This is a genomic window from Tepiditoga spiralis (genome assembly GCF_014701195.1).
Taxonomy (GTDB): domain Bacteria; phylum Thermotogota; class Thermotogae; order Petrotogales; family Petrotogaceae; genus Tepiditoga; species Tepiditoga spiralis.
The window spans coordinates 1,545,759-1,571,108 of record NZ_AP018712.1; the positions used below are offsets into that span (position 1 = coordinate 1,545,759).

The window sequence follows — 25,350 nt, forward strand, 5'->3', positions numbered from 1 at the left end:
AAAAACAATTTAAAAAGGCACTATATAAATATGATATCAATAAAATAAATCAAAAGCACGTATTAACGTGCTTTTGATAGTTCTTCATAGGCTTCAATTATTTCTTTGTATTTTTCTTCATAATATTCTTTGTTTTCACTATTTTTATCTGGATGATACAATTTTGTTTTTTCTCTAAATTTTTGTTTTAATTCTTCTTTAGTAAAATTTCTTGATACTCCCATTATATTACAATAATAATCATATTTTTGAGATGAATTATTTTGAAAATTATTTTTGTTTTGGTAGTATTTTTGATAATTAGTATTTTGATATGTTCTGTATTTAAAGTTTTTAAATTTTGACTTTGTTAAAAAGAACAATATTATAAAAAATGCAATAAAAAACAGTGGAAACTTTAGAAATAATAAAAAAAATCCTATAATTATTTTAAAAATAAGTTTAAAAAAGAAAATAGTTAAAATTAAAATAAAAAAAAGAGATAATATTAGTTCCATAATACACCTTCTTTAAATTTCATTGTAAATATCTATGAATACAGTTTTTACATTAAATTTTTCTTCTAATAATTTTGCAAGATTTTTAACACCAAAGGTTTCTGTTGAATAATGGCCTGCATTTATAAAATTTATTTTTAATTCTTGAGCATAAGCTTTTGAATATTCTTTTGTTTCTCCAGATATAAAGGTATCAACTTTATTTTCTAATAATTCAATAGTATTTGCAGAGTCTCCAGAAATAATACATACTTTTTTTACAAAATCATTATTTTTATAAATTTTTAATTCTTGATTTTCAAAAACTTTTTTTAAATTATTTTTAAACTCTTCAAAAGATATTTTTTCTTCATAATTTCCAATAAATCCAAAATTAAAAGGAACTGGATTTAATAAATTTAACTTTTTTAGAATAGAAATGTTATTTCCATATTCTTCATGAGAATCTAAAGGTAAATGATAACCCATTAAAGTCATATCATTTTTTATAACCTTTTCAATTCTTTTTTTTTGAAATCCTGTTAATTTAAAAAAATTTTTTCCAAAAATTCCATGATGTACAAGCATCATTTGACAATTTTGTTTTATTGCTTCATTTAAAAATTCTTCATTAAAAGAAACACCTATGGCTATTTTTTTTACTTCATGAGTTCCTTCAATTTGTATTCCATTGTGGCAAAAATCATTAAAAGTTTCTACTTTTAAAATTTTATTTAAATAGTTTTCAGCTTCAAATATATTCATAGCTTCATCTCTTGTATCCAGTTATATTTCTTAAAAAATCATATTTTTCTTTTTTTGCTTTTTCATCTTCTACTCCTTTGGGTGAATATCCATCTATTACACCCATTATTCCCCTTCCAAGATTTGTTTCTGCAATTATTACCTGTAATGGATTTGCTGTTGCGGCATATATGTGAGTAACTTCTTGTACATTTTTTATTTGATTTAGTATATTAATTGGAAATCCATTTTTCATGACTATTGTAAATGTATGTCCTGCTCCAATATTTTTTATGTTTTCTATTGCACTTTGAATTAATTCTTCATCGTTCCCATCATATCTAACTAAACAAGGCCCAGATGCTTCATTAAAGGCTACACCAAATTTTATGTTTGAATTTGTTGTTACTATTGTTTCGTATAAGTCTTCTACTGTTTTTATAAAATGAGATTGTCCAAGAATTACATTGGCATCTTTTGGTAAATTAAAATCAATTACTTTTAGTTCCATAGTATCAACTCCTTAATTTTTTAGTATTCAAATTATATTATACTATAAAACATATAATGAAAAAAGTTCCCGTTATACGAGAACTCCTTTTATTATTAATTCTGTTGCTTCATCTTCTGATAATCCTTTTGACATTAATGTCTCGAGTTGTCCTGGATTTATTCTTCCTACAGATGCTTCATGAGTCAATTCAGATAGTTCGTTTCTAACCCTTAAAAGTGGTATTGTTTGAACATCTACTTTGTTTCCATCGACTATTTCAGTACATTCAATATGCCCAACAGAGTAGTCTCCATCACCATATGCCTCATTTACAATTTTTGCATAACTTTCATCTTGAGCTATTACATAAGATTTTGCTATTCCTGATGATTTTGTTCCAGTTAATCTAATTATTTCATTTACTTCTAATCTATCATCTTTTTTGGCTTTTACTTTTGTTTCAAGATATGTTTTAGCATTTTCTTCTAGATTTACATCCATTAAGACTTTCATATTTCCTATTCTTGTTTTTACTAATTTAAATCTACTATCGTATACCGAATTTTTTCCAACATTTGCATAATACTTTGTATCTAAGGTTACAAGTCCTTCTTCATTATGAAAATGTATGTCTTCAAAACTAACTTTTGAGTTTTCTCCTATTTTTAAATTTGCAGTCATTTCATGTAAAATATCTTTTGCTGCAGGGAAAGTACAATGAGATAAGAAGTTTAATGAACAATCATTTCCTATATTAAATTCATATTCAAGGTGTTGTTCACCAAATTTTTCAAGATATCCAACACACAAATGAATTTGTTTTTTTAATTTTACTCCATCTTTTGCAGTAAAAATTACTTTTACAAAGTTATCTTTTATTTCTGATTTTAAATCAATTCCTTCAACTGTATTTCTTCCAAGAATTTTATTTCCACTAATTATTATTGAAACTATGTCTTTTGATAGTAGTTTACTTACATCTCCACCAGATTTTTCATATGCTTTTGATATATATTCAAATTCTTTTGATTGATTTTTTTCTATCATTTTAAGTTCACCTCTATGTCTTCTATTGGTGCATTTATATGAGAACATGTATCACACATACTTTTATAAACAAAACTTACAACTTCAGGGTCTCCTTCTTTATGAATTTTACCTCCACACAATAATAAAGCTTTATCTGCAATTAAGGCTATTTCTTCTCTGTGAGTTATCGAAATTGTTGTTCCTCCATTTGCTTTTGTTTTGTTTATTACGTTTTCAATTATTGCATTTGACATCATATCAATACCAGAATCTGGTTCATCAAGTATTACTAATTTTGGTTTTAATATCAAAATAGATGCCATTTCAATTCTTTTTCTTTCTCCTCCACTTAATGTTTTATCAACATTTCTGTGTAAATAAAATGGATTTAATCCAACTTCTTTTAATATATCTGTTAATTCTTTTTCTGTTTTTTTATACTTTCCACCAAGAGTTAAGTAATCTTTAACTCCTATTCCTTCAAATCTTACTGGTTCTTGCCAGGCCATAGTTATTCCAAGTTTTGCCCTTTCTGAAACAGACATTTCAGTTATATCAATGTTATTAAAGTACAATAAGCCTCCATGTTTGTTTTTGTATCCTTCTAATCCCATTATTATTTTTGAAAGAGAAGATTTTCCAACACCGTTATTACCTAAAACAGCATAAGATTTACCTTCTTCAAAGTTATAAGTTACATTTTCTAAGATTTTTCGTTCATTTGCATAAAATGAAATTTCTTTTAATTCAAGCATTTTTAATCCTCCATTAGTAATGGTATTTTTCGTTTTTTATAATTTTATTTGCTCTGTAAATTTGTTCTAAAGTTAACAAGACTGCCATTTCATGAGTAAAAGTCATTTTAGATAGTCCAAGTAATAAATTGGCGTGATTGTACATTCTTTTATCATGACCTAAAGGACCACCTATAAAGAAGTTTATGTGTTTTTTTCCAGATAAATAAAAACTTTCAATTTTTTTGGAAAATTCTATTGAGGATATTAATTTTCCTCTTTCATCTAAAACTATATTAATTGTGTCTTGAGAAATATATTTTGAAAATTTTTTATAATCTTTATCTTTGTATTCTTTAGCAGTCATGTTATTTAAATTTCCAGATAAGTTTATTTGAATTAATTCAGTTTTATGATATGGTTGTACCCATTTTAAATATTGATTTACACCATTTATTATAAACTTACTTTTTAACGGTCCTATTACGATAACTTTTATCATGTTATGCCTCCGTTAAGTATTTTTATTAATCATTAATCCTTTTGTTGCAATGCCAAGCAAAATTGAAAATGAAAGCATCGGACTTCCTCCAGCTGTTAAAAAAGGTAATGGAATTCCTGTAACTGGCATTATTCCCATATTCATTCCTATATTTTCAAATACATGGAAAAAAATTAAAAATGCTGATAATATATAAAAATATTTCCAAAAATCATCGTTGCTTTTTTTATATCCAATGTACATTCTCCAAATCAACAATGAATATAATAATATAACGATAAAGATACCAATAAAGCCTAGTTCTTCTCCTATAACTGATATAATGAAATCAGAATGATCTTCAGGAACATAATTTCCTAAATTCATATAACCATTCATGTATCCATTCCCAAATAAACCACCAGATCCTATAGCCCTCATTGATTGAACTGTATTATAAGAAATTCCAGATGCATTTTTATTAGGATTTAAAAAACCTGTTATTCTTGCTAATTGATAGCTTTTCATAAATAATAATGAAAAAGGTGATATAGTTAATCCAGAAAAAAAGGTTATTTTCCATAATCTTTCGTGTTTTCCTGAAATGAATGTTATTATAAACCAAAGTGAAAGAACTATTAATGTTGTTCCTAAATCTGGTTCTTTGAAAATTAATATAGAAGAAAATAATATTAAAAGTGATACAATATAGTATGACTTATTTGTTTTGGATGAAAGTGCATAACTTAAAAATAGTATTTCTATTACTTTATAAAATTCAGATGGTTGTAAACTAAAAGGTCCAACAGAGATCCATCTTTTTGCTCCATATATTACATTCCCTTTTATTAAAACGAAGCCAAGCAAAAAAATAAAAAAGTAAAATACCCATGGTATTAAAGTTTTTAAGGTCCTTTCAGGAAGAAATACCATGAAAAAATATAATATTAATCCAATTGATGAAAATATTAATTGTTTAAGTACTATAGACTCTCTGGGGGTATTTAGTGTAGCACTTTTAACTGAAAAAAAACCAATTATCATAAGTAATAAATATACAATAAATACAATAAATTCTATTTGTTTTATTCTTTCACGAGAATCATTAGATTTTAATAAAGACAATTAAATGCACTCCTTAATATTAATTTACAAGAACAATTATATCACAGGAGGTTTTATAATGAAAGTTAATTTAATAGGCCCTGGTAAAGTTGGAAGAAGTGTTTTAAATTATTTTTATAAAAATGGTTATGAAAAAGGTTTAATTATAGAGAAAAATAAAATAGATTATAAAAATTTTTTATTTGAAGGAATTATTTTAATAGGTGTACCTGATGACATTATTCCAAATATATGTTATAATTTAAAGAAGTCTTCTTTTAAAAATGTAGAAGCATTAATTCATTTTTCGGGATTTGTTGATAGTTCTTGCTTTAAAGATCTTTCTTCAAAGTATAAATTTTCTTTACATCCAAATCAATCATTTAATAAAGTTAAAGATATTTCAAATATTACTTGGGGAATAGATGGAATAGATGAAAAAAGTATTAATTATGCTAAAAAATTAGTTAATATGTTTAATGGAAGAAGTTTAATAATTCCAAAAGGTGAAAAAAATGCATATCATCTGGCAGCTGTTATTGCTTCTAACTTTTCTTATGCTTTAAACTTTATGAGTAATAAAATTTATGATAGTTTAAATATAAAAGAAAGAGAACATTTAATAGATTTGGCTATTAATTCACTGAATAACATAAAAGAAAAGGGATTAAAAGAATCATTGACAGGACCAGTTGCAAGAAAAGATACTAATACTATTGCTGAAGAAAGAGATGCGTTTAATAAATATTTTGGAGATAAAGTATGTGTTTATGATTTTTTTGTGGATTTACTGAAAAAAATATCTGAAAATTAAAGTTCTTTGGAGGAAAGAATATGTTGAGTATTTCAAAAATTCTTAAAAAGAAAAATAAAGAAAAAATAACAATGATTACTGCATACGATGCTCCTTCTGCTAGAATAGCTTATGATGCAAAAATAGATATGATTTTAGTTGGAGATTCTATTGCAAACACAATCTATGGATATAAAGACACTTTAAAAATAGAACTTGAAGATATGATAAAACACGCTCAAAGTGTTAAGAGAGGAGCGACAGATGCTTTTGTTGTTGGTGACTTACCATTTTTGAGTTATCAAGTTTCAACAGAACAAGCGATTGAAAATGCTGGTAAAATGTTAAAGTATTCTGGAGTTAATGCAATAAAATTAGAAGGTGGAAGTTTTGTTTGCGATAAAGTTTTTAAAATTGTAAATTCTGGGATACCTGTTATGGGACATATTGGTTTTACTCCACAATCATATAATCAAATAGGAATAAGATCAAGAGGGAAAAATGATATAGAAGCAGAACGTTTAATAGAAGATGCTAAAAAATTAGAAGATGCTGGAGCATTTTCAATAGTGCTTGAAATGGTTACAGAAGATGTAGCAAAAAAAATAACAGAAAGTATAAGTATTCCAACGATTGGAATAGGTTCTGGAAAATATTGTGATGGTCAAGTTTTAGTATGGCATGATTTGCTTGGAATGAATCCAGATTTTTCTCCAAAATTTTCAAAAAAATATTTAGACGGTTATGGTATAATTAAAGAGGCAATAAAAAATTATATAAAAGATGTAAAATCTGAAAAGTTTCCTTCAGAAGAAAATACATTTAAAAGGAAATTAGTATGATTGGAGATAGAACTGTATTTTTTCAAAAAATTAATTCTACAAACACTTATTTAAAAGAAAATTATCAAAAATTTCCGTCGGAATCAGTTGTTTGGGCCGAAGAACAGACTTCGAGTTATGGAAGACGAGGTAATTCTTGGACTTCAAGCAAAGGAGGATTATGGTTTTCCACAATTTTCAAACCCAAAAAAAGGCCTATGAATCCTTGGCATTATGTTAGATTGTATTCTCTTACTATATATGATATTATAACTAAGTACAATGTAAATTGTAAAATAAAATGGCCAAATGATATTTTAATAGATAATAAAAAAGTTTGTGGAATATTAAGTGAAGCAATTTATAAAGGTAAGAATATAGAAGCTATTATTGTTGGAGTTGGATTAAATGTTAATAATAAAATTGATGGAGATTTAAAAAATATAGGGATATCTTTATCAGAAATTACTAGTAGAGAGTTTAATTTAAAAAAGTTATTGAGCGAAATTAATCATAAAGCTTATTATACTTATTATTTAAAATATTTAAAGGATAAATCAGTATCGGTTATAACTAAAAAATGGATTTCGGCGCTTAATATAAAGATCAATGATGAAGTTAAAATAAAAAAAGTTGATGGTAATATTATTTATGGTAAAATAAAAAGAATAAATCCAGATTATATTGAAATAACAGATGAAAATTTTGAAGATAAAATAATGTATGCAGGTGAAATAAGTGTTAGATAATAATTTTTTGGAGGTATTGTAATGGATATTGAAAATATTAAAGTTTTAATTTCGGAAGAAGAATTAGATAATAAAATAAGAGAGCTTGGAAAAAATATTACACAACATTATAAACCAATGACAGATGAAATAGTTGCCATTTGTGTTTTAAAGGGATCAATAAATTTTTTTAGTGATTTAGTAAAGAGAATAGATATGAATGTTTTTTATAATTTTATACAAGTTTCTAGTTATTCAGGAACAAACACAACAGGTAAAATAAAGGTTAAAAGTTGGTTAGAAGAATCTTTAGAAGGAAAACATGTTTTAATAGTTGAAGATATTGTTGACACAGGAAATACATTAAAATATGTTATTAAATATATTGAAAGGCAAAAACCAGCTTCAATTGAAGTTGCTTCAATAGTAGTAAAAGATGTTCATGAACATGGTATTGATGTGAAATTTCCTGGTTTTACTATAGGAGATTACTTTATTATAGGTTATGGCCTTGATTATGATCAAAGTTATAGAAATATACCATTTATTGGATACGTAGAATAATAAAGGAGGATTTTTTATGAGAATGAGTATAGTTGAATACAAAGAAAGAGTAAAAAAATCAGTTGATTTTATAAATGAAAAAATAGGTAAAAAACCTGAAGTTGCAATAGTTTTAGGGACTGGATTGCACCTTATTTCAGAAAGTTTAAAAAATCCAATTCACATACCTTATTCTGAAATACCAGAATTTCCAATTTCAACTGCTCCAGGGCACAAAGGAGAATTAATTTTTGGGGAAATTTCTGGAAAGTTTGTTATGTTAATGAATGGTAGATTCCATTATTATGAAGGTTATACAATGAAAGAAGTTACTTTCCCAATTAGGGTTATGCAAGAGTTAGATGTAAAAACATTAATTGTTACTAATGCTGCTGGTGGAATGAATCCTAATTTTAGTAGAGGTGTTCCTTGTATAATAACAGATCATATAAATTTCTTTGGCGATAATCCTTTAATAGGTCAAAATAATGATGAATGGGGACCAAGATTTCCAGATATGTCTGAGGTTTATACAAAATCATTAATAGAGGAAACTTTAAGATCAGCAAAAAAATTAGAAATACCTGTGTTTACAGGTGTGTATCTTGGTATTACAGGACCTACTTTTGAGACACCATCGGAATTAAGAATGATGAGAAACTTTGGAGCTGATCTTGTTGGTATGTCTACTGTTCCTGAAGTAATAGTTGCTAGACATGCTGGTATGAATGTTTTAGGTATTTCAGCTGTAACAGATATGGCAATAGCTGAAGGACTTGAACCAGTTACAGAAGATGAGGTTATAAAAATAGCAGAACAAACAGGTTTGAATATGGCTAAAATAATAATAGATGTTTTGGAAAGAATTTAATTGGAGTTTTTAATGAAAAAAAATTTTTTACTATTTATTATTGTTATTATTTTTAGCATAGTTCATTTTTCATTTGATTATTTAACATTGTTTAAATCACCAGGTTTATCATTTTCCTATTCATATTTTAATAATAATGAAATTAACTTTTCTTTTAGATATGGTGGAAAGTATAAAATTATGAATAGTTCTGAATTGTTAAAAAAAGTATGGTCTCAAGATAGAACATTAATTGGTGGACAAATGAAAGTTGAGTCTTCAAACTATACTCATGCTATTTCTCCATCAAAAGCAATGGGATTATTTCAAATAAAGTATCCTACTGGGAATGATATTTATGTTTTGAATTTATTTGAACCATATGATAATTTAAAAGGCGCTCTTGAATATCATGGATACTTAAGAAAATTGTTTGATAATGAAAAAAAACAAATTGCAGCTTATCATGAAGGACCTGGAACTATAAAAAATAATGGTATGACAAAAAATGGAGAATTATACTATAATAAAGTAAAATTAGCTCAAAAAGAGTATAAAAATTCACCTGTTTTTTCACCATTAATATTAGACTTTAATGGTAAAATGTATGGTAAAAACATTGAATACAATTTAGATTTATCATTAGCTTATGAAAAGATAGAAATTTATTTTGGAAATTCAGGAAATATAGAAAAAACAAATAATAATATTATTTTTAAAAATAATGGTATAAATTTTTCAATTGTATATTGTCCTACTACAATACTTTCGTTTGGGTTTGGAAATAATTATGGATTAATTAGATTGGGACTCCCATGGCAAAATTTTATAATTAAGTATTTAAATAGTCCAGAATTTACATATTATTATGGAGATCAGTATTTTTATTTTTTAAATATAAAAGATAAAAATATTAAAATAGGTGTTGGACTTAATGTTTATAATTTAAAATTTAGTCTTAATTATAATTTAAGTGGAGTGTATGGTCTTCAAATTGGACTGAGAGGTGCTTCATAATGCAAGACTTTATTAATAATTTTTTAGAATGGTGGAAAAATTTAAATAAAAAAAATAAAGTAATATATTCATTGACTATTAGTGTAAGTATAATAATAATTATTATATTATTTTTTATAATAAGTGCACCTAAATATAAGTTTTTAATATCTGGTGTAAGTGAAACATCTTCTGGTTCAATAATTCAAAAATTAGAGGAATTAAATATTCCTTATAAAGTAACAAGTGGTGGAAGTATTTATGTAGCAAAAACCGATCCAAATGCATTAAGAATGAAATTAGCTACTAATGGTTCTCTTGGTGGAAGTGTAAAAGGTTATGAGCTTTTAAAAGATCAAGGATTTGGTACAACAAGTTATGATAAACAAGTCAATTATCAAATAGCTCTTGAAGGAGAATTATCAAGAAGTATTTCCACATTAAATGGCGTTCAAAATGCAAGAGTTCATTTAGTAATACCACCAAAAACATATTATAATCCCGGTCAAGAAGTTAAACCAAAAGCTTCGGTTTTAGTAATGTTGAATCCAGGAACAACTTTATCAAAAGAACAAATTAGAGGTATAATACAGTTAGTTTCAGGAGCTGTACAAGGATTAACAGCTGATAATATAAAGGTTGTTGATAATTTTTCAAGAGATTTAAGTAGTTCGGTTATTTCTGATGGAAGTGTTGGCTTTGCAAGTACAAAATTTCAATTAAAAAAAGAAATTGAAGATTATTATTCTGAAAAAATACAGAAAAATCTTCAAGCTGTTTTTGGATTTGGAAATATAGTTGTTATATCAGAAGTTGAATTAAATTGGCAAAAATTGGAAGAACAGCAAAAGCAATTAGTTCCAACAAATAAAACAAATGGTATAATTTTAAGTCAACAAACAGAACAAGAACAGTCGAAAAATTATGATAATTCAGCAAATGGTGTACCTGGAACAACTTCTAATATACCACCATTTAGTAATCAAACCACTAATGGAAATACTTCAAGTGATTATTTAAAGAGTAAAACTATAACAAATTATGATGTTGGTGAGATAATAAAAAAGACAACTGAAGATAAAAATGGAGAAATATCTAAAAAAAGTTTTACAGTTTTTATTGATTTTAAAAATGCTAATATTACAGAAAATGATACAATAAAAAAGCAAATTCAAGAAGCAATTTCGACAGCAACAGGTGTTGAAACAAAATTAGTATCTATAGTTCCTCTAAAATTTAACAGACAAATTGAAAATATGAGATCAAAAATTGAGGAAGAGCAAAAGAACAAACAAAGATTAACAGTTTTAATATTTATATTTATGTTGGTCGTTATTTTTGCTACATTAACGATGTTTATGTTTGTAAAATATTCGAAAAAGAAAAAAGTTTATAATCTTGTTGAACAAAGAAAGAGGAAGTTAGAAGATAGAGTAAAAGAGGTTGTTGGTGAAGTGGAAGAAGAAGTTGAAGAATATAATCCAGCTGTGGAAACACAAAGAAAGATTGAAAATATTGTTGATACTAGAATAGAAGACGTTGTTGAAATAATAAAAATTTGGATGAATAGTCAATGATACAGTCAGTAAGGAGGGAGTAAATAATGTCTAAAGAACCCGAACTTACCGGGCTGAGAAAGTCTGCAATTCTTTTAATTTTAATGGGGCATGAAAGAGCCGGTAGAGTTTTAAAAAAATTAAATGATTCACAAGTAGAACAATTAACACTCGAAGTTGCAAATATGGGACAAGTTGATGAGGCAATAAAAAATACTGTTACATCAGAATTTTTTGAGCTTGCAAAGATAAAAGAATTTATAAATAAAGGTGGAGTTGACTATGCAAAAGAACTCCTTGAAGAAGCTTTTGGGCCTGAAAAAGCAATTGAAATTATAGAGAAATTAGTTTCTAATTTACAAGTAAAACCATTTGATTTTTTACGGAAAATAGATGTTTCGCAAATGGTAAATGTCTTGCAAAATGAACATCCACAAACTATTTCTTTAGTTTTATGCTATTTACCTCCATCTACTTCTTCTCAGATAATAGCTGGATTACCAGAAACTTTGCAAGTAGATGTTTTAAAAAGAATTTCAATAATGAATTCTGCTACTCCTGATATAGTAAAAGAAATAGAATCAAAAATGAAAGATAGACTTTCTACATTTACAGTTCAAACTTTTTCACAAGTTGGTGGAATTGAAGTTTCTGCTGAAATAATGAATAATATTGATAGAGTTGTTCAAAAAAATATTTTTGATAGAATGTCAGAAAGAGATCCAAAGCTTTCTGAAGAAATTAGAAAGAGAATGTTTGTTTTTGAAGATTTAGTAAAATTAGATAATAGAGCAATTCAAAGAATAAATAGAGAAATTGATACCAAAGATTTAACTATAGCATTAAAAGGAGCTTCAGAAGAATTAAAAGAAATCATATTTAGTAATATGTCTAAGAGGGCTGCTCAAATGATAAAAGAAGAATTAGAATTTATGGGACCAGTTAGAGTTAAAGATGTTGATGAAGCACAGCAAAGAATAGTTAATATTGTTAGAAAATTAGAAGAAGCTGGCGAAATAATAATCGGCGGCGGAGGAGGAGAGGAGTTAATTGTATAATAAAAGAATTATACATAATCAATATGTAGTACTTGACTCTCCTAAAGATATAAATATTGAAAAAGATCATGTAATAAATGATTCTGAAGAAAAAGATACTGCAGAACAAATAATAAAAGAAGCAGAAAAACGTGCAGAACAAATAATAAAAGAAGCAGAAAAACGTGCAGAACAAATAATAGAAGAAACACGTAAAAAAGTAGAAGAAGATAAACAAGAAATAATAAAAGAATTTAAAATTAATCTAGAAAAACAACAAGAAGAATATATTGTTAATGCAAGTAAATCTATTGAAAATGTTATAAAAAATATAGATTTATATGCTGAAAAATATATTGGAATTGCAAATGAATTTATTGTTGAAGCAATAAAAACTATATTAAAAAAATATATAAAAGAAGAAATTTTTAATAAACCACAATGGATAAACGAAGTATTAATGGAAGTGAGAGATAAAATAAATTCTTTTAAGCAGATTGTATTAAAAATGAATTCTAAAATGGTACAGAATTACGGATATTTATTTGAGAATATAAAAAGTGATTCTTTTATTATAAAAGAAGATAACACATTGAATGAAAATCAAATAAATGTTGAAACTGAAGTTGGAACATATGAAATTTTTCCAGAAAATTATATTAATGAAATAGTAAAATCTTTGGAGGATTCTTTTAATGAAAGCACTTGATTTTGAAAAGGTACTTTCAATATTTAAAGAAAAAATAAATAAAAAAGAAATACTATCCCTTGAAGGAAAAGTAGTAAGAATTGTTGGTGTTACAATTGAAGCTATAGGTCCAGATGCTGCTGTTGGAGATTTATGTTCAATTAAGTTAAAAGATAAAAATGAAGCTTTAGCAGAAATGGTTGGCTTTTCTGATAACAGAACGCTTTTAATGCCTTTTGAAGAGATAAATGGATTGTATGTTGGAGCTTCTGTAAAGAAAAAAGATGAAAGAGTTTCAGTAAAAGTTGGAGAAAATATATTAGGAAAAGTATTAGATGGACTTGGAAGACCTATTGATGGAAATAGTATAAAATCAAAAGAGGAAAAAAGTATATATGATTCACCACCAAATCCTTTAATAAGAAAAAGGATTGATTCGCCTCTTTCTGTTGGAGTTAGAGCAATCGATGGAATGATGACTTTGGGAAAGGGACAAAGAATTAGTATAATGGCTGGAAGTGGTGTTGGAAAAAGTACGCTTTTAGGGATGATTGCAAGAAATACAGAAGCCGACATAAATATAATAGGATTAATTGGAGAACGTGGAAGAGAAGTTAGAGAATTTATTGAAAGAGATCTGGGAGAAGATGGATTGAAAAAATCTGTTGTAATTGTATCTACTTCAGATCAACCAGCTTTAATGAGAGTTAAAGCATTATATACTGCTACTACAATGGCTGAATATTTTAGAGATAAAGGAAAAAATGTTTTATTAATGGTAGACTCTTTAACAAGGTGGGCTATGGCTCAAAGAGAAATTGGATTATCTATAGGTGAACCTCCTGCAACAAGAGGATATACACCAAGTGTTTTTGCTAATCTTCCTAAAATTCTTGAAAGAGCTGGTAATTCATCTGTAGGAACTATGACGGGTATATACACTGTATTAGTTGAAGGGGATGATATGAATGATCCTATTGGAGATGCTGTAAGAGGAATTGTTGATGGACATATTGTATTATCAAGAAAACTTGCTGATTCAGCTCATTATCCTGCAATAGATATTCTTTCAAGTGTTAGTAGACTTATGAGTAGTGTTTCTTCAAAAGAACATTTAGAGGCTATGAGAAAGATAAAAGATTTATATGCAACATATAAAGAAGCAAAAGACTTAATAGAAGTTGGGGCATATAAAAGCGGTATGAATAAAAAAATAGATGCATCAATTTTGGAAATAGAAAATATTAATAATTTTTTAACTCAAGGGGTAAATGAATATGACTCATTTGATAATATAGTAAATAAATTAATAACTATTTCTAATAGATGTAATATTTAATATATTTTATGGTTGGAGGTATTGAAAAATGGGGATTCCTGCAGAATGGACTATATTAATAGTCACTTTATCTATTGCGTTTTTACTTTTTTTAACGCAAAAGGTATCAAAAAAAGTTTTGAGTAGAGGAAAGTATAGAAAAGTTAAAGAAAGTACAGAAGCATATTTATATCTTTTGCCTTCTATGGTTGTTTTAGCTATATTTGTATTTTGGCCTGTAATTTATTCTTTTATTTTAAGTTTTTATAAATGGGATTTTCAAAATCAGGCAAATCCTATTTTTATAGGATTAAAAAATTATACGAAGCTTTTTACTTTAAAACATAGTATTGATATAAGTTTTAATACAGCTTTTTTTAATACACTATTGGTTTTAATGACTTATATATTTTTGATGCATTGGATTTTTGATATAAAAAAAATAAAAGAAAATACATATAGAAAAATGATAATTTCTATGTCGTTATTAGGAATTATAGGTGTTTTTTTAAGTAATTTATTATTTATAGCTGCTGTTATTATTTCTTTAATTATGGTATTTTTATATACATATCTTTCAGCAAAAAAATTTGCATATAATACAAATGATAAACTTATGGGAAGATTAATACTTTTTGCAATAGTTTATACAATTTCTGTAAAAATAGGTGTTGTTGAGATAATTAATTTTTTAAATGCAGCTAAAGAAGAATCTGATTTTATAAAATCTATTTGGAATACTTCATATTATGTTTTGCTATCTACTCCTATAACAATATTTTTAGCTCTATTAATTGCACTTTTGTTGAATAGAAAACTATTTGGCAAAACAGTTTTTAGAACTATTTATTTTATTCCTTTTGTAACAAGTGTTGTAGCAGTATCTCTTGTTTGGCAATGGATATTTAATGATAATGGTTTATTAAATTATATTTTAGGATTTTTTGGATTACAAAAAACCTTATGGCTAAAAGATGCTAAGTATACAATTCCGACTGTTGCAATAATATCAATATGGAAATTAGTTGGATATTATTCGGTTATATTTCTCTCAGGTCTTCAAAATATTGATAAATCATATTATGAAGCTGCAGAAGTTGATGGGGCAAACACATGGCATCAATTTAAATTTATTACTTGGCCGTTATTATCCCCAACCACATTTTTTATATTGATTGTATCTATGATAGGTGCTTTTAAGGTTTTTTCAGAAATTTTTGTTTTATATTCGGGAATGCCTGGTCCTTACAACAATAGTGGACTTACTGTCGTGTACTATATCTATGATAAATTTTATAGTGAACAAAGAATGGGAGAAGCCAGTGCTGCTGCATATGTACTGTTTGGTATAATTCTTATGTTTACATTTATACAGATAAAGGCCGGCAAAAATAAAGTTCATTATGATAATTGAGGAGGACTACTAATATGGATTATAAAAAATTTTGGAAAACAATTAGTTCAACATTTATATATTTATTGGTTGCAGGTGGAGCCGTAGTTATGATATTACCATTTGCATGGATGATAATGACATCATTAAAAACAGATGGTGAAGTTAACTCTTGGCCACCATCTTGGATTACAAAAAATTTTAAAAGTGAAAATATTGTGAATGTAATCCCTGAATCATCAACATTTTCATCTAAAGGAACTCTAAGTTTGGCGGAATTTAGAACATTATCAAAAAAAATTGAGTATAATCCTTACAAAGTAAATTATTTTATTGATGATGATCCATTGAGAAGAGGTGTTGTAACTCTTAAAATAAATAATCTTACTTATACCGATAATGAAAAACTTAAAGTTTTAATGAATAAAATATTTGAATATTTAAATGTAAATGACGTTAGAAAAGATTTAAAAACAAAGATTATAGATAAAGATTTGACTTCTGAAAACTTTGAAAAAATTTATTTTTCTCTTTTTTCAAAAGAAGATGGTTATTATAAAAAAACTAATATTATAAAGAATATTTTATTAGATTTAAATAAAAGCTCTAAATTTTTAGAAATATTGGAACAAAAAAACATAAATAGATTACCTCAATTTAGATTAAAATCAAATATGACACAAGAAGAAAAAGATGAAATAAATTCTTCAAAAGATAAATTTAAGAGTTATATAATAAGTTTAAATGATAAAATAAAAAAAGTATCAAAAGACATTGAAGAGTATTCAAAAGGATTAGGAATTATTAAATTTGAAACATCTAAATCAATTGAGTTAGAATTAAAAAATCTTTCAAATAATTTCATAAAATATAATGATAAAATTTTATCTAAAACTAATTTGTTAATGAGTAAAAATATATATAATAAAGTAAATGAAAATATTTTAACTTTAAATTTTTATAATGAATTTTTTACATTATACAAAAAAATTCAAAATAAAAATGTAAATGATTTTGTAGTAAAATTTGTTATACCTCAAAAAAAGGATATGTATAACAATATAATATCTAATATTAAAATTTCGGATTTTCCAAAATATTTTAAGGATAAAGTAATAGAATTAGCTTCTGTCAGCAAAATTTTGAAATTAAAAGATAATGTGGTTAATTATTATGAAAATTCAATAATAAATGAAATAAAAAATAATTATATAAGAAATTCAGATGAGCTATCAAAAATTATAGAGATTTTAAGAACTCTTTCTAAAAATAATGCAAATTTATCAAATGCAAATTTATATATTTCAAAAAATGATTTAAGTTTGTTAAATAAAAATATAAAAGGAAAAGAAGAAGAATTTTTACAGACTTTAAATAAAAGAAGAGAATATGATTCATTATTTGAAAAATTTGGAACTTTTTTTGAAAATAATATATCAAAGGCAAAAATATTAGAAGGAAATGATTATATAAAAGAAGTTTTATTTAAAAATAATTCTAATATAGTATTTTATACAAAAAATATGTATTCTTCGTGGTTGTTTGATGAAAAGCCTGAAGTTAAAGTTAAATATACTTTTTCACAAGTAATAGCTAATATATTTCAAAATTATGTAGATGCTTGGAATGCTGCACCATTTTCTAAGTATTATGCGAATACAGTTTTAATGGCATCAATGACTACTATACTTGAAATAATATTTGCATCTATGGCTGCATTTGCATTTGCAAAATTTAATTTTTTTGGAAAAAACTTTATATTTTCATTATTTCTTGCTACTATGATGGTTCCTGGTGAAGTAATGCTTGTCCCAAATTATATTACAATAAGTAGATTTCAATGGATAGATACTTATTATGCTCTTATAGTACCTTGGATAGTAAGTGTTTTTGCAATTTTCCTATTAAGACAGCAATTTATGACTATACCAAATGATTTATGGGATGCTGCAAAAATTGATGGTTCTTCGAGCTGGAGGTTTTTATGGACAGTAATGGTACCATTAAGCAAACCATCAATTGTAACTGGAGCTTTACTAAAGTTTGTTGGTAGCTGGAATGCTTTTTTATGGGTTTTAATAGTTACAAAAACACCAGAGATGAGAACTCTTGCCGTTGGATTACAAACTTTTAGATCTGAGTCAGGAGATATTTATAATCTTATGATGGCAGCATCAACATTTTCTGTGTTACCAATTGTAATAATATTTATTTTACTGCAAAAATATTTTGTTGCTGGAATTTCAAGGTCTGGATTGAAAGGCTAAGGTGATATAGTGCCATATATAAGTTTAAATAATGGTAATATTGAAAATAATAAAAAAAATAAAAAAAGTTATAAACCACGGAAATTATCCGTGGTTTTTCTGGCAATTATTTTAATTTTTTTAATATTTCAAATTTTTAGAATGATTAATACATATAATGAATTACAATTAAAATATTCAGAACAAAGTAAAAAATTAAAAGCAGTGAATAAAATTTATATTGAAAAATTAAAAATACTAGAAAATTTAAAAGATAAATTAAGTGAAAGAGGTGTTGGAATAAATGGAAAATCAATCTATGAAGTGGATATTCACAACGTCGCACAAACCAGCCAAGCAACAAGTACTAAAAGCACAACACCTAGCAACTAAATATTCTGGAAGATATATTTCAAGAAGACATGTTGGAAAATATATTGATGAAAAAGGATTTTATTTTGTTGTTGAAAAGGATATGAGTTTAAGTGCTAAATGGAAAGGTGGAAGCTTTTTTTATCATCCATCAATTTCTAAAATAAAAATGAAAACATATACTAAGACGGGTCATGATTTTTTAATTGAATCAATAGCGCCATCTAGTGATGATAAAGTTTTAGATTTAACAATGGGATTGGGGAGTGAAGCTTTATTAATAGCTAATTTTGCTAAAGAAGTTATAGGAGTAGAAGGTGCATTTCCAACATATCTTGTAGTAAAAGAAGGATTAAAAAATTATAAATATAAAGAAAATTGGATGATAAAAGCATCAAAAAAGATAAAAATTATAAATAATAATTATAAAAATTATATTAGACTTTTTAAAGATAATAGTATTGATATTGTTTATTGTGATCCAATGTTTGAAAATCCAAATTATAAGTCAAGTTCTTTAAATCCATTGAGAAGATTTGCAGTTTATGATTTATTAACTCAAGAAGATATAAATGAAATGGTTAGGATTTCTAAAAAAAGGGTTATAATAAAAGCAAGAGATATTGATAGTATTTGGAATAGAATAAAAGTAGAAAAAAAGATGGGTAGTAAAAGAAGTGGGATAATTTTTGGAGTGATTGAAAAAAAATGAAAATTCCTATAATTACTGGACCAACTGCTGTTGGAAAAACAAATATAGTTTTAAAATTGGCAAAAAAAATGAATGCTGAAATAGTATGTATGGATTCAAGGCAAATCTATAAAAAAATAAATATAGGAACTGCAAAACCAACACCTGATGAAATGAAAATTGTTGATCATCATCTTTTTGATTTTGTTGAACTTGAAAATAATTATAGTGCCTATGATTATAGAAAAGATGCGTTAGAAACTATAAAAAAAATAATGAAAAAAAATAAAACTCCAATGTTAGTTGGAGGTACTGGTCTTTATATAGATGCTCTTATAAAAGGATTTTTAAATGTTTCATCTGATTATGGATTAAGAACTTATTTAAAAAAATTAGAATTTTCAAATCATGGAATACTTAGAAGTATATTAAAAGATATAGATCCGGAATCTTATATGAAAATTCATGAAAATGATTTAAAAAGAACAATAAGAGCATTAGAAATTTATATAAAAACAGGAAAAAAAATGTCTTATTTTTTTAATAAAAAAATAAACGATAATTATTATGAATATGTTATAATAGTTTTAGATAGAGATAGAAAAGAATTGCATGATAGAATAAATTTAAGAACAGAAAAAATGTTAGAAAATAAATTCATTGATGAAGTGAGAAACATACTTTTAACATTAAAAACAAAAAATTTAAATTCATTAAATACAATAGGATACAAAGAAGTGATAGAATACCTTGAAGGAAAAATAAATTATGATACAATGGTACATTTAATAAAAAGAAATACTAGACGTTATGCAAGAAGACAAATTATTTATTTTAGAAAATTGCAAGGCGCACATTGGTTAAATATTTCTAATTTAACCGAAAAGGAAATTATAGAAAAAATACTAAATATTTATGGGGGGAAAAAAGATGCCAGAGAAATTTAATTTACAAGACAGATTTTTGAACATTTTAAGAATTAACAAAACAGAAGTAAAAATTTATTTTGATGGTGGATTTCAAATTAGTGGCTATATTAAATCATTTGATAATTTTACTGTACTTATTGAAAAAAATGGACAGCAATCTCTTGTTTATAAACATGCCATAAAAATGTTAACACCAACTAAATATGTTAAGTTATTCCAATTAAATGAAGAATAATTAAAACAATTCCAGGATCTAAAAGATCCTGGTTCTGTATTGGAGGTGCACAAGTGAAAAAAATAATTCTATTAATGTTTATTGTAATTGTTTCTGTTTTTGTATTTTCTGAAATATTTATGGTTCCTATTAAAGGATCGTATATAACCTCATCTTTTGGTGAATATAGAAATACAGGAAATAATCCTCATTTTCATTTGGGAGTTGATTTTTCTACATTTAATAGAGAAAATATAGATGTTTATGCTTCGGCACAAGGAAATTTGTATAAAATTTGGATAAATGATCCAGTTTATGGCAATACTATATTTTTAAAACATGATGATTTATCTTTGATAACAGATTATGCACATTTAAATAGTTTTTCTGAAAAAATAAATAAATATGTTGACATTATAAAAAAAGAATTTGGTGATAAAAAAAGAATGGAAATAGTTTTTCCAGATAATTCAGTTAATATTAAAACTGGAGAAATAATAGCACTTTCTGGAAGTACAGGAGAAGCTGAAGCACCTCATTTACATTTTGAAGTTAGAGAAGAAATAAATGGAACTGAAATGATTAGAAATCCATTGGAGTATTTAGAGTATAAAGAAAATAGGAAAAAAACATTAGAATTATTAAGTGTTAGGGTAAATGGAAAGTATATTGATATAAACAATTCTGATTTAAATACAATAGAATTTTCTGGAGATTATCCTAAAATTGATGTTAGAGTAAGGGAAAGATTGGGAAATAATACAGTAATAATGGTAAAGAGTGTTTCAATATCATTAGATAATTCTTTAATGTATAAAATAGATTTTTCAAGTTTACCAGAAAGTGTTGGATATAAACCACAACCAGTTTATGGATATGGTTCTACGTCAAGTATTTATTGGTTAAAAATGTATTCTATCGAGTCTTTATATCCTATAAAAGATAATAATTGGTCTCAATTGATAGGTAGTGATAAGAGTAGTTATAAAGGGGAAATAGTACTTGAAGATTTTTGGGGGAATAAAAAAGTTTATAACTTTAATTTTATTAAAAATTAATAATGATATTTACGGTACAAAAATTTAACCAAAAAAGTACAAATTTTTAATAAAAAAAGGTATAAAATAAAAGTTAGAGTACTTATTTTTTGATATAATAAACGGCAAGGGAGGAATTCAGATGTACAAAAGATTATTCACAAGTGAAAGTGTTACAGAAGGACATCCAGATAAAGTTGCTGATCAAATTTCGGATGCTATATTAGATGCTATATTAGAAAAAGAATCTGAAGAAAATAGAATAAATGCAAGAGTTGCAGTTGAAACCCTTGTAACGACAGGAACAGCTTTTATAGCTGGTGAAATAAGAACAAGTGCTTATGTTGATGTTCCTAAAATTGTTAGAAAAACAATAAAAGAAATAGGATATGATAGAGCAAAATATGGTTTTGATGCAGATACATGTGGGGTAATAGTATCAATAGATGAACAATCATCCGATATTGCCATGGGAGTTGATGAATCGCTTGAAATAAAACAAAATGGTGATGGAAAAGATCCATATGAACATATTGGAGCTGGTGATCAAGGTATAATGTTTGGATATGCTACAAATGAAACAGAAGAATACATGCCTATGCCAATTGTTTATGCACATAAACTTGCTCAAAGACTTACAAAAGTTAGAAAAAATAAAATTTTAGATTTTTTAAGACCTGATGGAAAAACACAGGTAACAATTGAGTACGATGAAAATAATAAGCCTGTTGCAATAGATACAGTTTTGATTTCAACACAACACGATCCTAATGTTACAAGAGAAGAAATAGAAAAAGCATTAATAGAACATGTTATAAATCCTGTTATGCCAAAAGAACTCATGAAAAAAGATACAAAAATTTTAGTTAATCCTACTGGAAGATTTGTACTTGGAGGTCCACACGCAGATACAGGTTTGACAGGTAGAAAAATAATAGTAGATACATACGGAGGTTGGGTTCCACATGGAGGAGGAGCTTTTTCAGGAAAAGATCCTTCAAAAGTGGATAGATCAGCTCATTATATGGCAAGATACGTTGCTAAAAATGTTGTTGCTGCTGGGTTAGCAGATGAATTAATGATTCAGTTAGGTTATGCAATTGGCGTTGCAGAACCAGTTTCATTACTCATTGATACAAAAGGTACTGCTAAGGTTGAGGAAGAAAAACTTAAGAAAGTTATAACAGAAATATTTGACTTCAGACCTGGTGCAATAATAAAACATTTAGACCTTTTACAACCAGTTTACAAAAAAACAGCTGCATATGGACATTTTGGACGTGACGATTTTGAGTTTACATGGGAAAAACTCGATAAAGTAAATGAGCTTAAAGCAGCCTTTGGTATCTAAAAAATAAATAGGAGGGAAACATGCCAAACGTAAAATCAGCAAAAAAAAGAGTAAAAACAAATGAAAAAAGAAGAATTATTAACAGAAGTTACAAAACAAAGTTTAAGAATTCTATAAAGAAAGTAGTTCTTGCTATGGAAAAGAAAGTAGAAAGAGAAGAAGTTTTAAATCTTTTATCAAATGCTTTTAAAGCAATTGATAAAGCTGCTTCAAAAGGGGTTATTCATAAAAATCAAGCTGCTAGAAGAAAATCAAGAATACATATAAAAGTAAAAAAATATCTTGGTGAAACAGCAGAAAATAATTAAATCAATGTCCCGGCTCATTTTTGCCGGGATTTTTTTTAAGAAAGTTTTAGGAGGAATTTTATGAAATATTTAAAATATTCTATAGATCCAAGAAAAGAAAAAAATGTTCCAATAAATTGGGAAAAAATTTTTGAAAAAAAAGGTGAATTATACGTTGAAATAGGTTTTGGCGGTGGTGAATATATGGCTGAAATGGCTAAAAAAAATCCAGAAGCTAATTTTATAGGATTTGAAACATCACTTACTGCTTGTGATAGAGCTCAAAAAAAGTTTTATAATTATAATTTAAACAATGTTAAAATTATAAATCATGATGCAAGATTTTGTATAAGAGAATTATTTGCCGATAATACGATTTCAAAAATAATAGTTAATTTTCCATGTCCTTGGCCAAAGAAAAAACATGAAAGTAGAAGAATTTTTGTTGAAAAATTTAGAAAAACTTTATCTTCAGTATTGATGATTAATGGAAGTATGGAACTTGCAACTGATGTGGAATGGTATGCTAAAGAAGTTTATGAAAACTTTAAATTGGATGATCATTTTGAAGTCGAAGAAATAGTAGAAAATTTTAATAGGCCAATTAAGACAAGATACGAAAAAAAATGGGAAGAAGATAATAGAAATAAATATTTAGTTAAAATAAAAAAGATAAAAAATGGAAATGAAAACAGAATTATTTTGGAGGAAAATGATATGCCACATAGACACATAAAAGATATAAATATAGAAAAAATAACAGAATTATTAAATAAAAAGTTTCAATTTGAAAATGAAACATTTGTCATAAGAGAAATTTTTGAAAGTAAAATAAAAGAAAGATATGTTTTGAAAGTATTTACATCGGATGATGATTTTACACAAGATTTTTTTGTTAATATAGTCAAAAGAGAAGAAGAATGGTTAATAAAATTAGAACAAATAACAACACCTTATAGAACACCTGCAGTAAAGTATGCAATTAATAAAATAGCAGAAGAAATTGAGGTGAAATAATTTGAAGATAGCTATTATTGGAAGTGGAAGTTGGGGTAGTGCCATGGCAAAATTACTTTCAATTAATGGACATAACGTAAAAATTTGGACTACAGATAAAAATGTATATAATAATATTTTAAATGGAGAAAATCCAACGTATTTACCTGGAATTTCATTACCAAAATCAATAAAACCAATGTTTGATTTGGATAAAACAGTAGAAGATGTAGATATCATTGTTTTAGCTATTCCTTCACAAGCAATGAGAGAAGTTGTAGCTAAAATAAAAAATAGAAATGCAATTTTTGTTAGTTTAGCAAAAGGATTAGAAATAAAAACAGGAAAATTAATGAATGAAATAATAAAAGATGAACTTGGAAATGTTAAGTATTGTGCATTAAGTGGACCAAGTCATGCAGAAGAAGTTGCAAGAGATATACCAACTAGTATAGTGGCTTCTGGAGAAAAAAAAGTAGTTGAAATTATTCAAAAAGAATTTAGTAATGTATCTTTTAGAGTTTATACAAATGAAGATTTAAAAGGTGTTGAACTTTGTGGTGCAGTAAAAAATGTTTATGCAATTGCATCAGGAGTAATAGATGGAATAGGTGGTTGGGATAATACAAAAGCAGCACTTATAACAAGATCATTAGTCGAAATTTCAAGATTTGTGGAAGCTTTAGGCGGAAAAAAAGAAACTATAATGGGCCTTGCTGGAATAGGAGATTTAATAGTTACATGTACTAGTCAACATTCAAGAAACAGGCATGTTGGTGAATTTATTGGAAAAGGATATTCATTAGAAAATATATTAAATGATTTGAAAATGGTTGCAGAAGGTGTTTATACGGCTAAAGCCTTATATAATAACTTTAAAAAGGAACAAATAGAAATGCCTATTGCAGAGAAGGTATATAAGGTATTATACGAAAAAATTAATCCTAAAGAAGCAATAGAAGATTTAATGAATAGAAAATTAAAATCAGAAAATTGAGGAGTGATTTTATGCAAGTAAATTTAGAACAAATTATAAATGTAATAATGGGTAAATTAGAAACATTAGAAATGTCATTAGAAGATGTAAAATTTAGAACTAATATTGCATTGAGAGTTTTAAGAAAGAATGATTTATTAAAAGAAGAAATTATTAACGAAGCTGTTAAAGATGAATTTAAAGCACTTTTAGAAATGGAAGGAAATTCTGAAATAGATCTTCCAGAAGAAAAAATAACAGAAGTTTCAAAAGGAATATTAAATTGGGTAGATAATGATTTAATAGAAATGAAAAATAAAATGAAAGAATACGAAGAAAAAATGAGAGAAATGCTTGAAAAAGAAAATGGACCTGATATAAGCATAGCCCCACCAGAACTCTTAAACCAATTAGATGGAATGAATAAAAATAAAGGAAATGGAAAGATAATATTATAAAAAAGGCCT

The 25,350-nt window shown here is 26.2% G+C and carries 29 protein-coding genes; 22 read left to right on the forward strand and 7 right to left on the reverse strand.

The features are described 5' to 3' along the window. Positions 1–62: 62 nt before the first annotated feature. From IGS63_RS11695 to IGS63_RS07195, 7 genes are all read right to left on the reverse strand, one after another. Positions 63–497: a DnaJ domain-containing protein gene (locus IGS63_RS11695; protein ID WP_198423033.1), complete on the reverse strand. Its 435-nt coding sequence runs from the start codon at positions 495–497 to the stop codon at positions 63–65. Between the two features lie 12 nt (positions 498–509). Then, on the reverse strand, positions 510–1,241 hold the full coding sequence (locus tag IGS63_RS07170) for a Nif3-like dinuclear metal center hexameric protein (RefSeq protein ID WP_190613694.1): 732 nt from the start codon (positions 1,239–1,241) through the stop codon (positions 510–512). 4 nt (positions 1,242–1,245) lie between these two features. Continuing rightward, positions 1,246–1,731, reverse strand: coding sequence for an adenosine-specific kinase (locus IGS63_RS07175; protein WP_190613696.1), 486 nt, complete (start codon positions 1,729–1,731; stop codon positions 1,246–1,248). 72 nt (positions 1,732–1,803) lie between these two features. Then, entirely contained in the window at positions 1,804–2,760 is a 957-nt protein-coding gene (locus IGS63_RS07180) for a SufB/SufD family protein (protein ID WP_190613698.1), read from the reverse strand. Continuing rightward, the gene (locus IGS63_RS07185; protein WP_190613700.1) at positions 2,757–3,497 is read right to left on the reverse strand and encodes an ATP-binding cassette domain-containing protein; all 741 of its coding nucleotides are present in this window, start codon (positions 3,495–3,497) and stop codon (positions 2,757–2,759) included. Before IGS63_RS07185 ends, IGS63_RS07180 begins: the two co-directional genes overlap by 4 nt. Positions 3,498–3,510: 13 nt before the next feature. Then, positions 3,511–3,978 carry a 23S rRNA (pseudouridine(1915)-N(3))-methyltransferase RlmH gene (locus tag IGS63_RS07190; RefSeq protein ID WP_190613702.1) on the reverse strand — a complete coding sequence of 156 codons (468 nt, stop codon included), beginning with the start codon at positions 3,976–3,978 and terminating at the stop codon, positions 3,511–3,513. Positions 3,979–3,990: 12 nt separating this feature from the next. Then, positions 3,991–5,082: an FtsW/RodA/SpoVE family cell cycle protein gene (locus tag IGS63_RS07195; RefSeq protein ID WP_190613703.1), complete on the reverse strand. Its 1,092-nt coding sequence runs from the start codon at positions 5,080–5,082 to the stop codon at positions 3,991–3,993. A gap of 58 nt (positions 5,083–5,140) precedes the next feature. Here IGS63_RS07195 and IGS63_RS07200 point away from each other — a divergent pair, with 58 nt between their 5' ends. The 22 genes from IGS63_RS07200 (at position 5,141) to IGS63_RS07305 (ending at position 25,341) form a co-directional block, all read left to right on the forward strand. Further along, entirely contained in the window at positions 5,141–5,875 is a 735-nt protein-coding gene (locus IGS63_RS07200) for a Rossmann-like and DUF2520 domain-containing protein (RefSeq protein WP_190613705.1), read from the forward strand. A 23-nt stretch (positions 5,876–5,898) separates the two neighbouring features. Further along, positions 5,899–6,696 (forward strand): 3-methyl-2-oxobutanoate hydroxymethyltransferase, encoded by a 798-nt coding sequence (panB, locus tag IGS63_RS07205; protein ID WP_190616135.1) that lies wholly within the window; start codon positions 5,899–5,901, stop codon positions 6,694–6,696. After that, positions 6,693–7,424 (forward strand): biotin--[acetyl-CoA-carboxylase] ligase, encoded by a 732-nt coding sequence (locus IGS63_RS07210; RefSeq protein ID WP_190613707.1) that lies wholly within the window; start codon positions 6,693–6,695, stop codon positions 7,422–7,424. The genes panB and IGS63_RS07210 overlap by 4 nt, the downstream gene beginning before the upstream one ends. A 21-nt stretch (positions 7,425–7,445) precedes the next feature. After that, positions 7,446–7,967 (forward strand): hypoxanthine phosphoribosyltransferase, encoded by a 522-nt coding sequence (hpt, locus tag IGS63_RS07215; protein WP_190613708.1) that lies wholly within the window; start codon positions 7,446–7,448, stop codon positions 7,965–7,967. 22 nt (positions 7,968–7,989) lie between these two features. After that, positions 7,990–8,817 (forward strand): purine-nucleoside phosphorylase, encoded by an 828-nt coding sequence (locus IGS63_RS07220; RefSeq protein ID WP_190616136.1) that lies wholly within the window; start codon positions 7,990–7,992, stop codon positions 8,815–8,817. A 12-nt stretch (positions 8,818–8,829) separates the two neighbouring features. Then, positions 8,830–9,813, forward strand: coding sequence for a lytic transglycosylase domain-containing protein (locus IGS63_RS07225; RefSeq protein ID WP_190613709.1), 984 nt, complete (start codon positions 8,830–8,832; stop codon positions 9,811–9,813). Further along, on the forward strand, positions 9,813–11,369 hold the full coding sequence (gene fliF, locus IGS63_RS07230; protein WP_190613711.1) for a flagellar basal-body MS-ring/collar protein FliF: 1,557 nt from the start codon (positions 9,813–9,815) through the stop codon (positions 11,367–11,369). The genes IGS63_RS07225 and fliF overlap by 1 nt, the downstream gene beginning before the upstream one ends. Before the next feature lie 26 nt (positions 11,370–11,395). Then, complete coding sequence (fliG, locus tag IGS63_RS07235) at positions 11,396–12,406, forward strand: flagellar motor switch protein FliG (RefSeq protein WP_190613713.1); 1,011 nt, start codon at positions 11,396–11,398, stop codon at positions 12,404–12,406. Beyond that, positions 12,399–13,094 carry a hypothetical protein gene (locus tag IGS63_RS07240; RefSeq protein ID WP_190613715.1) on the forward strand — a complete coding sequence of 232 codons (696 nt, stop codon included), beginning with the start codon at positions 12,399–12,401 and terminating at the stop codon, positions 13,092–13,094. The genes fliG and IGS63_RS07240 overlap by 8 nt, the downstream gene beginning before the upstream one ends. Then, positions 13,081–14,412, forward strand: coding sequence for a FliI/YscN family ATPase (locus IGS63_RS07245; protein WP_190613717.1), 1,332 nt, complete (start codon positions 13,081–13,083; stop codon positions 14,410–14,412). The genes IGS63_RS07240 and IGS63_RS07245 overlap by 14 nt, the downstream gene beginning before the upstream one ends. 28 nt (positions 14,413–14,440) lie before the next feature. Then, a complete protein-coding gene (locus IGS63_RS07250; protein ID WP_190613718.1) occupies positions 14,441–15,805 on the forward strand; it encodes a carbohydrate ABC transporter permease in 1,365 nt (454 codons plus the stop codon). A gap of 14 nt (positions 15,806–15,819) precedes the next feature. Further along, a complete protein-coding gene (locus IGS63_RS07255) occupies positions 15,820–18,051 on the forward strand; it encodes a carbohydrate ABC transporter permease (RefSeq protein ID WP_198423035.1) in 2,232 nt (743 codons plus the stop codon). A gap of 141 nt (positions 18,052–18,192) precedes the next feature. Next, positions 18,193–18,423 (forward strand): hypothetical protein, encoded by a 231-nt coding sequence (locus IGS63_RS07260; RefSeq protein ID WP_190613719.1) that lies wholly within the window; start codon positions 18,193–18,195, stop codon positions 18,421–18,423. Beyond that, positions 18,335–19,114 (forward strand): class I SAM-dependent methyltransferase, encoded by a 780-nt coding sequence (locus IGS63_RS07265; RefSeq protein ID WP_198423036.1) that lies wholly within the window; start codon positions 18,335–18,337, stop codon positions 19,112–19,114. The genes IGS63_RS07260 and IGS63_RS07265 overlap by 89 nt, the downstream gene beginning before the upstream one ends. Further along, entirely contained in the window at positions 19,111–20,040 is a 930-nt protein-coding gene (gene miaA, locus IGS63_RS07270) for a tRNA (adenosine(37)-N6)-dimethylallyltransferase MiaA (protein WP_190613721.1), read from the forward strand. Before IGS63_RS07265 ends, miaA begins: the two co-directional genes overlap by 4 nt. Continuing rightward, positions 20,024–20,257: an RNA chaperone Hfq gene (gene hfq / locus IGS63_RS07275; RefSeq protein WP_190613724.1), complete on the forward strand. Its 234-nt coding sequence runs from the start codon at positions 20,024–20,026 to the stop codon at positions 20,255–20,257. Before miaA ends, hfq begins: the two co-directional genes overlap by 17 nt. 53 nt (positions 20,258–20,310) lie before the next feature. Then, positions 20,311–21,294 (forward strand): M23 family metallopeptidase, encoded by a 984-nt coding sequence (locus IGS63_RS07280; RefSeq protein WP_190613726.1) that lies wholly within the window; start codon positions 20,311–20,313, stop codon positions 21,292–21,294. 121 nt (positions 21,295–21,415) lie between these two features. Next, positions 21,416–22,624, forward strand: a complete 1,209-nt coding sequence (metK, locus tag IGS63_RS07285) for a methionine adenosyltransferase (protein ID WP_190613728.1) — start codon at positions 21,416–21,418, stop codon at positions 22,622–22,624. Between the two features lie 20 nt (positions 22,625–22,644). Next, positions 22,645–22,932 carry a 30S ribosomal protein S20 gene (gene rpsT, locus IGS63_RS07290; RefSeq protein ID WP_190613729.1) on the forward strand — a complete coding sequence of 96 codons (288 nt, stop codon included), beginning with the start codon at positions 22,645–22,647 and terminating at the stop codon, positions 22,930–22,932. A 60-nt stretch (positions 22,933–22,992) separates the two neighbouring features. Then, positions 22,993–23,928: a tRNA (guanosine(46)-N7)-methyltransferase TrmB gene (gene trmB / locus IGS63_RS07295; RefSeq protein WP_190613730.1), complete on the forward strand. Its 936-nt coding sequence runs from the start codon at positions 22,993–22,995 to the stop codon at positions 23,926–23,928. Between the two features lies 1 nt (position 23,929). Further along, on the forward strand, positions 23,930–24,904 hold the full coding sequence (locus tag IGS63_RS07300) for an NAD(P)H-dependent glycerol-3-phosphate dehydrogenase (RefSeq protein WP_190613732.1): 975 nt from the start codon (positions 23,930–23,932) through the stop codon (positions 24,902–24,904). Positions 24,905–24,915: 11 nt separating this feature from the next. Continuing rightward, positions 24,916–25,341: a hypothetical protein gene (locus IGS63_RS07305; protein WP_190613734.1), complete on the forward strand. Its 426-nt coding sequence runs from the start codon at positions 24,916–24,918 to the stop codon at positions 25,339–25,341. Positions 25,342–25,350 lie beyond the last annotated feature (9 nt).

Excerpts from the sequence above, each read along its gene's own strand:
- hfq (WP_190613724.1), top strand. The coding sequence starts at position 20,024 with ATGCCAGAGAAATTTAATTTACAAGACAGATTTTTGAACATTTTAAGA.
- IGS63_RS07265 (WP_198423036.1), top strand. The coding sequence starts at position 18,335 with ATGGAAAATCAATCTATGAAGTGGATATTCACAACGTCGCACAAACCA.
- hpt (WP_190613708.1), top strand. The coding sequence starts at position 7,446 with ATGGATATTGAAAATATTAAAGTTTTAATTTCGGAAGAAGAATTAGAT.
- IGS63_RS07190 (WP_190613702.1), bottom strand. The coding sequence starts at position 3,978 with ATGATAAAAGTTATCGTAATAGGACCGTTAAAAAGTAAGTTTATAATA.
- rpsT (WP_190613729.1), top strand. The coding sequence starts at position 22,645 with ATGCCAAACGTAAAATCAGCAAAAAAAAGAGTAAAAACAAATGAAAAA.
- IGS63_RS07250 (WP_190613718.1), top strand. The coding sequence starts at position 14,441 with ATGGGGATTCCTGCAGAATGGACTATATTAATAGTCACTTTATCTATT.
- IGS63_RS07180 (WP_190613698.1), bottom strand. The coding sequence starts at position 2,760 with ATGATAGAAAAAAATCAATCAAAAGAATTTGAATATATATCAAAAGCA.
- miaA (WP_190613721.1), top strand. The coding sequence starts at position 19,111 with ATGAAAATTCCTATAATTACTGGACCAACTGCTGTTGGAAAAACAAAT.
- IGS63_RS07210 (WP_190613707.1), top strand. The coding sequence starts at position 6,693 with ATGATTGGAGATAGAACTGTATTTTTTCAAAAAATTAATTCTACAAAC.
- IGS63_RS11695 (WP_198423033.1), bottom strand. The coding sequence starts at position 497 with ATGGAACTAATATTATCTCTTTTTTTTATTTTAATTTTAACTATTTTC.
- fliG (WP_190613713.1), top strand. The coding sequence starts at position 11,396 with ATGTCTAAAGAACCCGAACTTACCGGGCTGAGAAAGTCTGCAATTCTT.
- IGS63_RS07185 (WP_190613700.1), bottom strand. The coding sequence starts at position 3,497 with ATGCTTGAATTAAAAGAAATTTCATTTTATGCAAATGAACGAAAAATC.
- IGS63_RS07305 (WP_190613734.1), top strand. The coding sequence starts at position 24,916 with ATGCAAGTAAATTTAGAACAAATTATAAATGTAATAATGGGTAAATTA.
- IGS63_RS07200 (WP_190613705.1), top strand. The coding sequence starts at position 5,141 with ATGAAAGTTAATTTAATAGGCCCTGGTAAAGTTGGAAGAAGTGTTTTA.
- IGS63_RS07255 (WP_198423035.1), top strand. The coding sequence starts at position 15,820 with ATGGATTATAAAAAATTTTGGAAAACAATTAGTTCAACATTTATATAT.
- fliF (WP_190613711.1), top strand. The coding sequence starts at position 9,813 with ATGCAAGACTTTATTAATAATTTTTTAGAATGGTGGAAAAATTTAAAT.
- IGS63_RS07225 (WP_190613709.1), top strand. The coding sequence starts at position 8,830 with ATGAAAAAAAATTTTTTACTATTTATTATTGTTATTATTTTTAGCATA.
- IGS63_RS07170 (WP_190613694.1), bottom strand. The coding sequence starts at position 1,241 with ATGAATATATTTGAAGCTGAAAACTATTTAAATAAAATTTTAAAAGTA.
- IGS63_RS07245 (WP_190613717.1), top strand. The coding sequence starts at position 13,081 with ATGAAAGCACTTGATTTTGAAAAGGTACTTTCAATATTTAAAGAAAAA.
- metK (WP_190613728.1), top strand. The coding sequence starts at position 21,416 with ATGTACAAAAGATTATTCACAAGTGAAAGTGTTACAGAAGGACATCCA.
- IGS63_RS07175 (WP_190613696.1), bottom strand. The coding sequence starts at position 1,731 with ATGGAACTAAAAGTAATTGATTTTAATTTACCAAAAGATGCCAATGTA.
- trmB (WP_190613730.1), top strand. The coding sequence starts at position 22,993 with ATGAAATATTTAAAATATTCTATAGATCCAAGAAAAGAAAAAAATGTT.
- IGS63_RS07220 (WP_190616136.1), top strand. The coding sequence starts at position 7,990 with ATGAGTATAGTTGAATACAAAGAAAGAGTAAAAAAATCAGTTGATTTT.
- IGS63_RS07260 (WP_190613719.1), top strand. The coding sequence starts at position 18,193 with ATGATTAATACATATAATGAATTACAATTAAAATATTCAGAACAAAGT.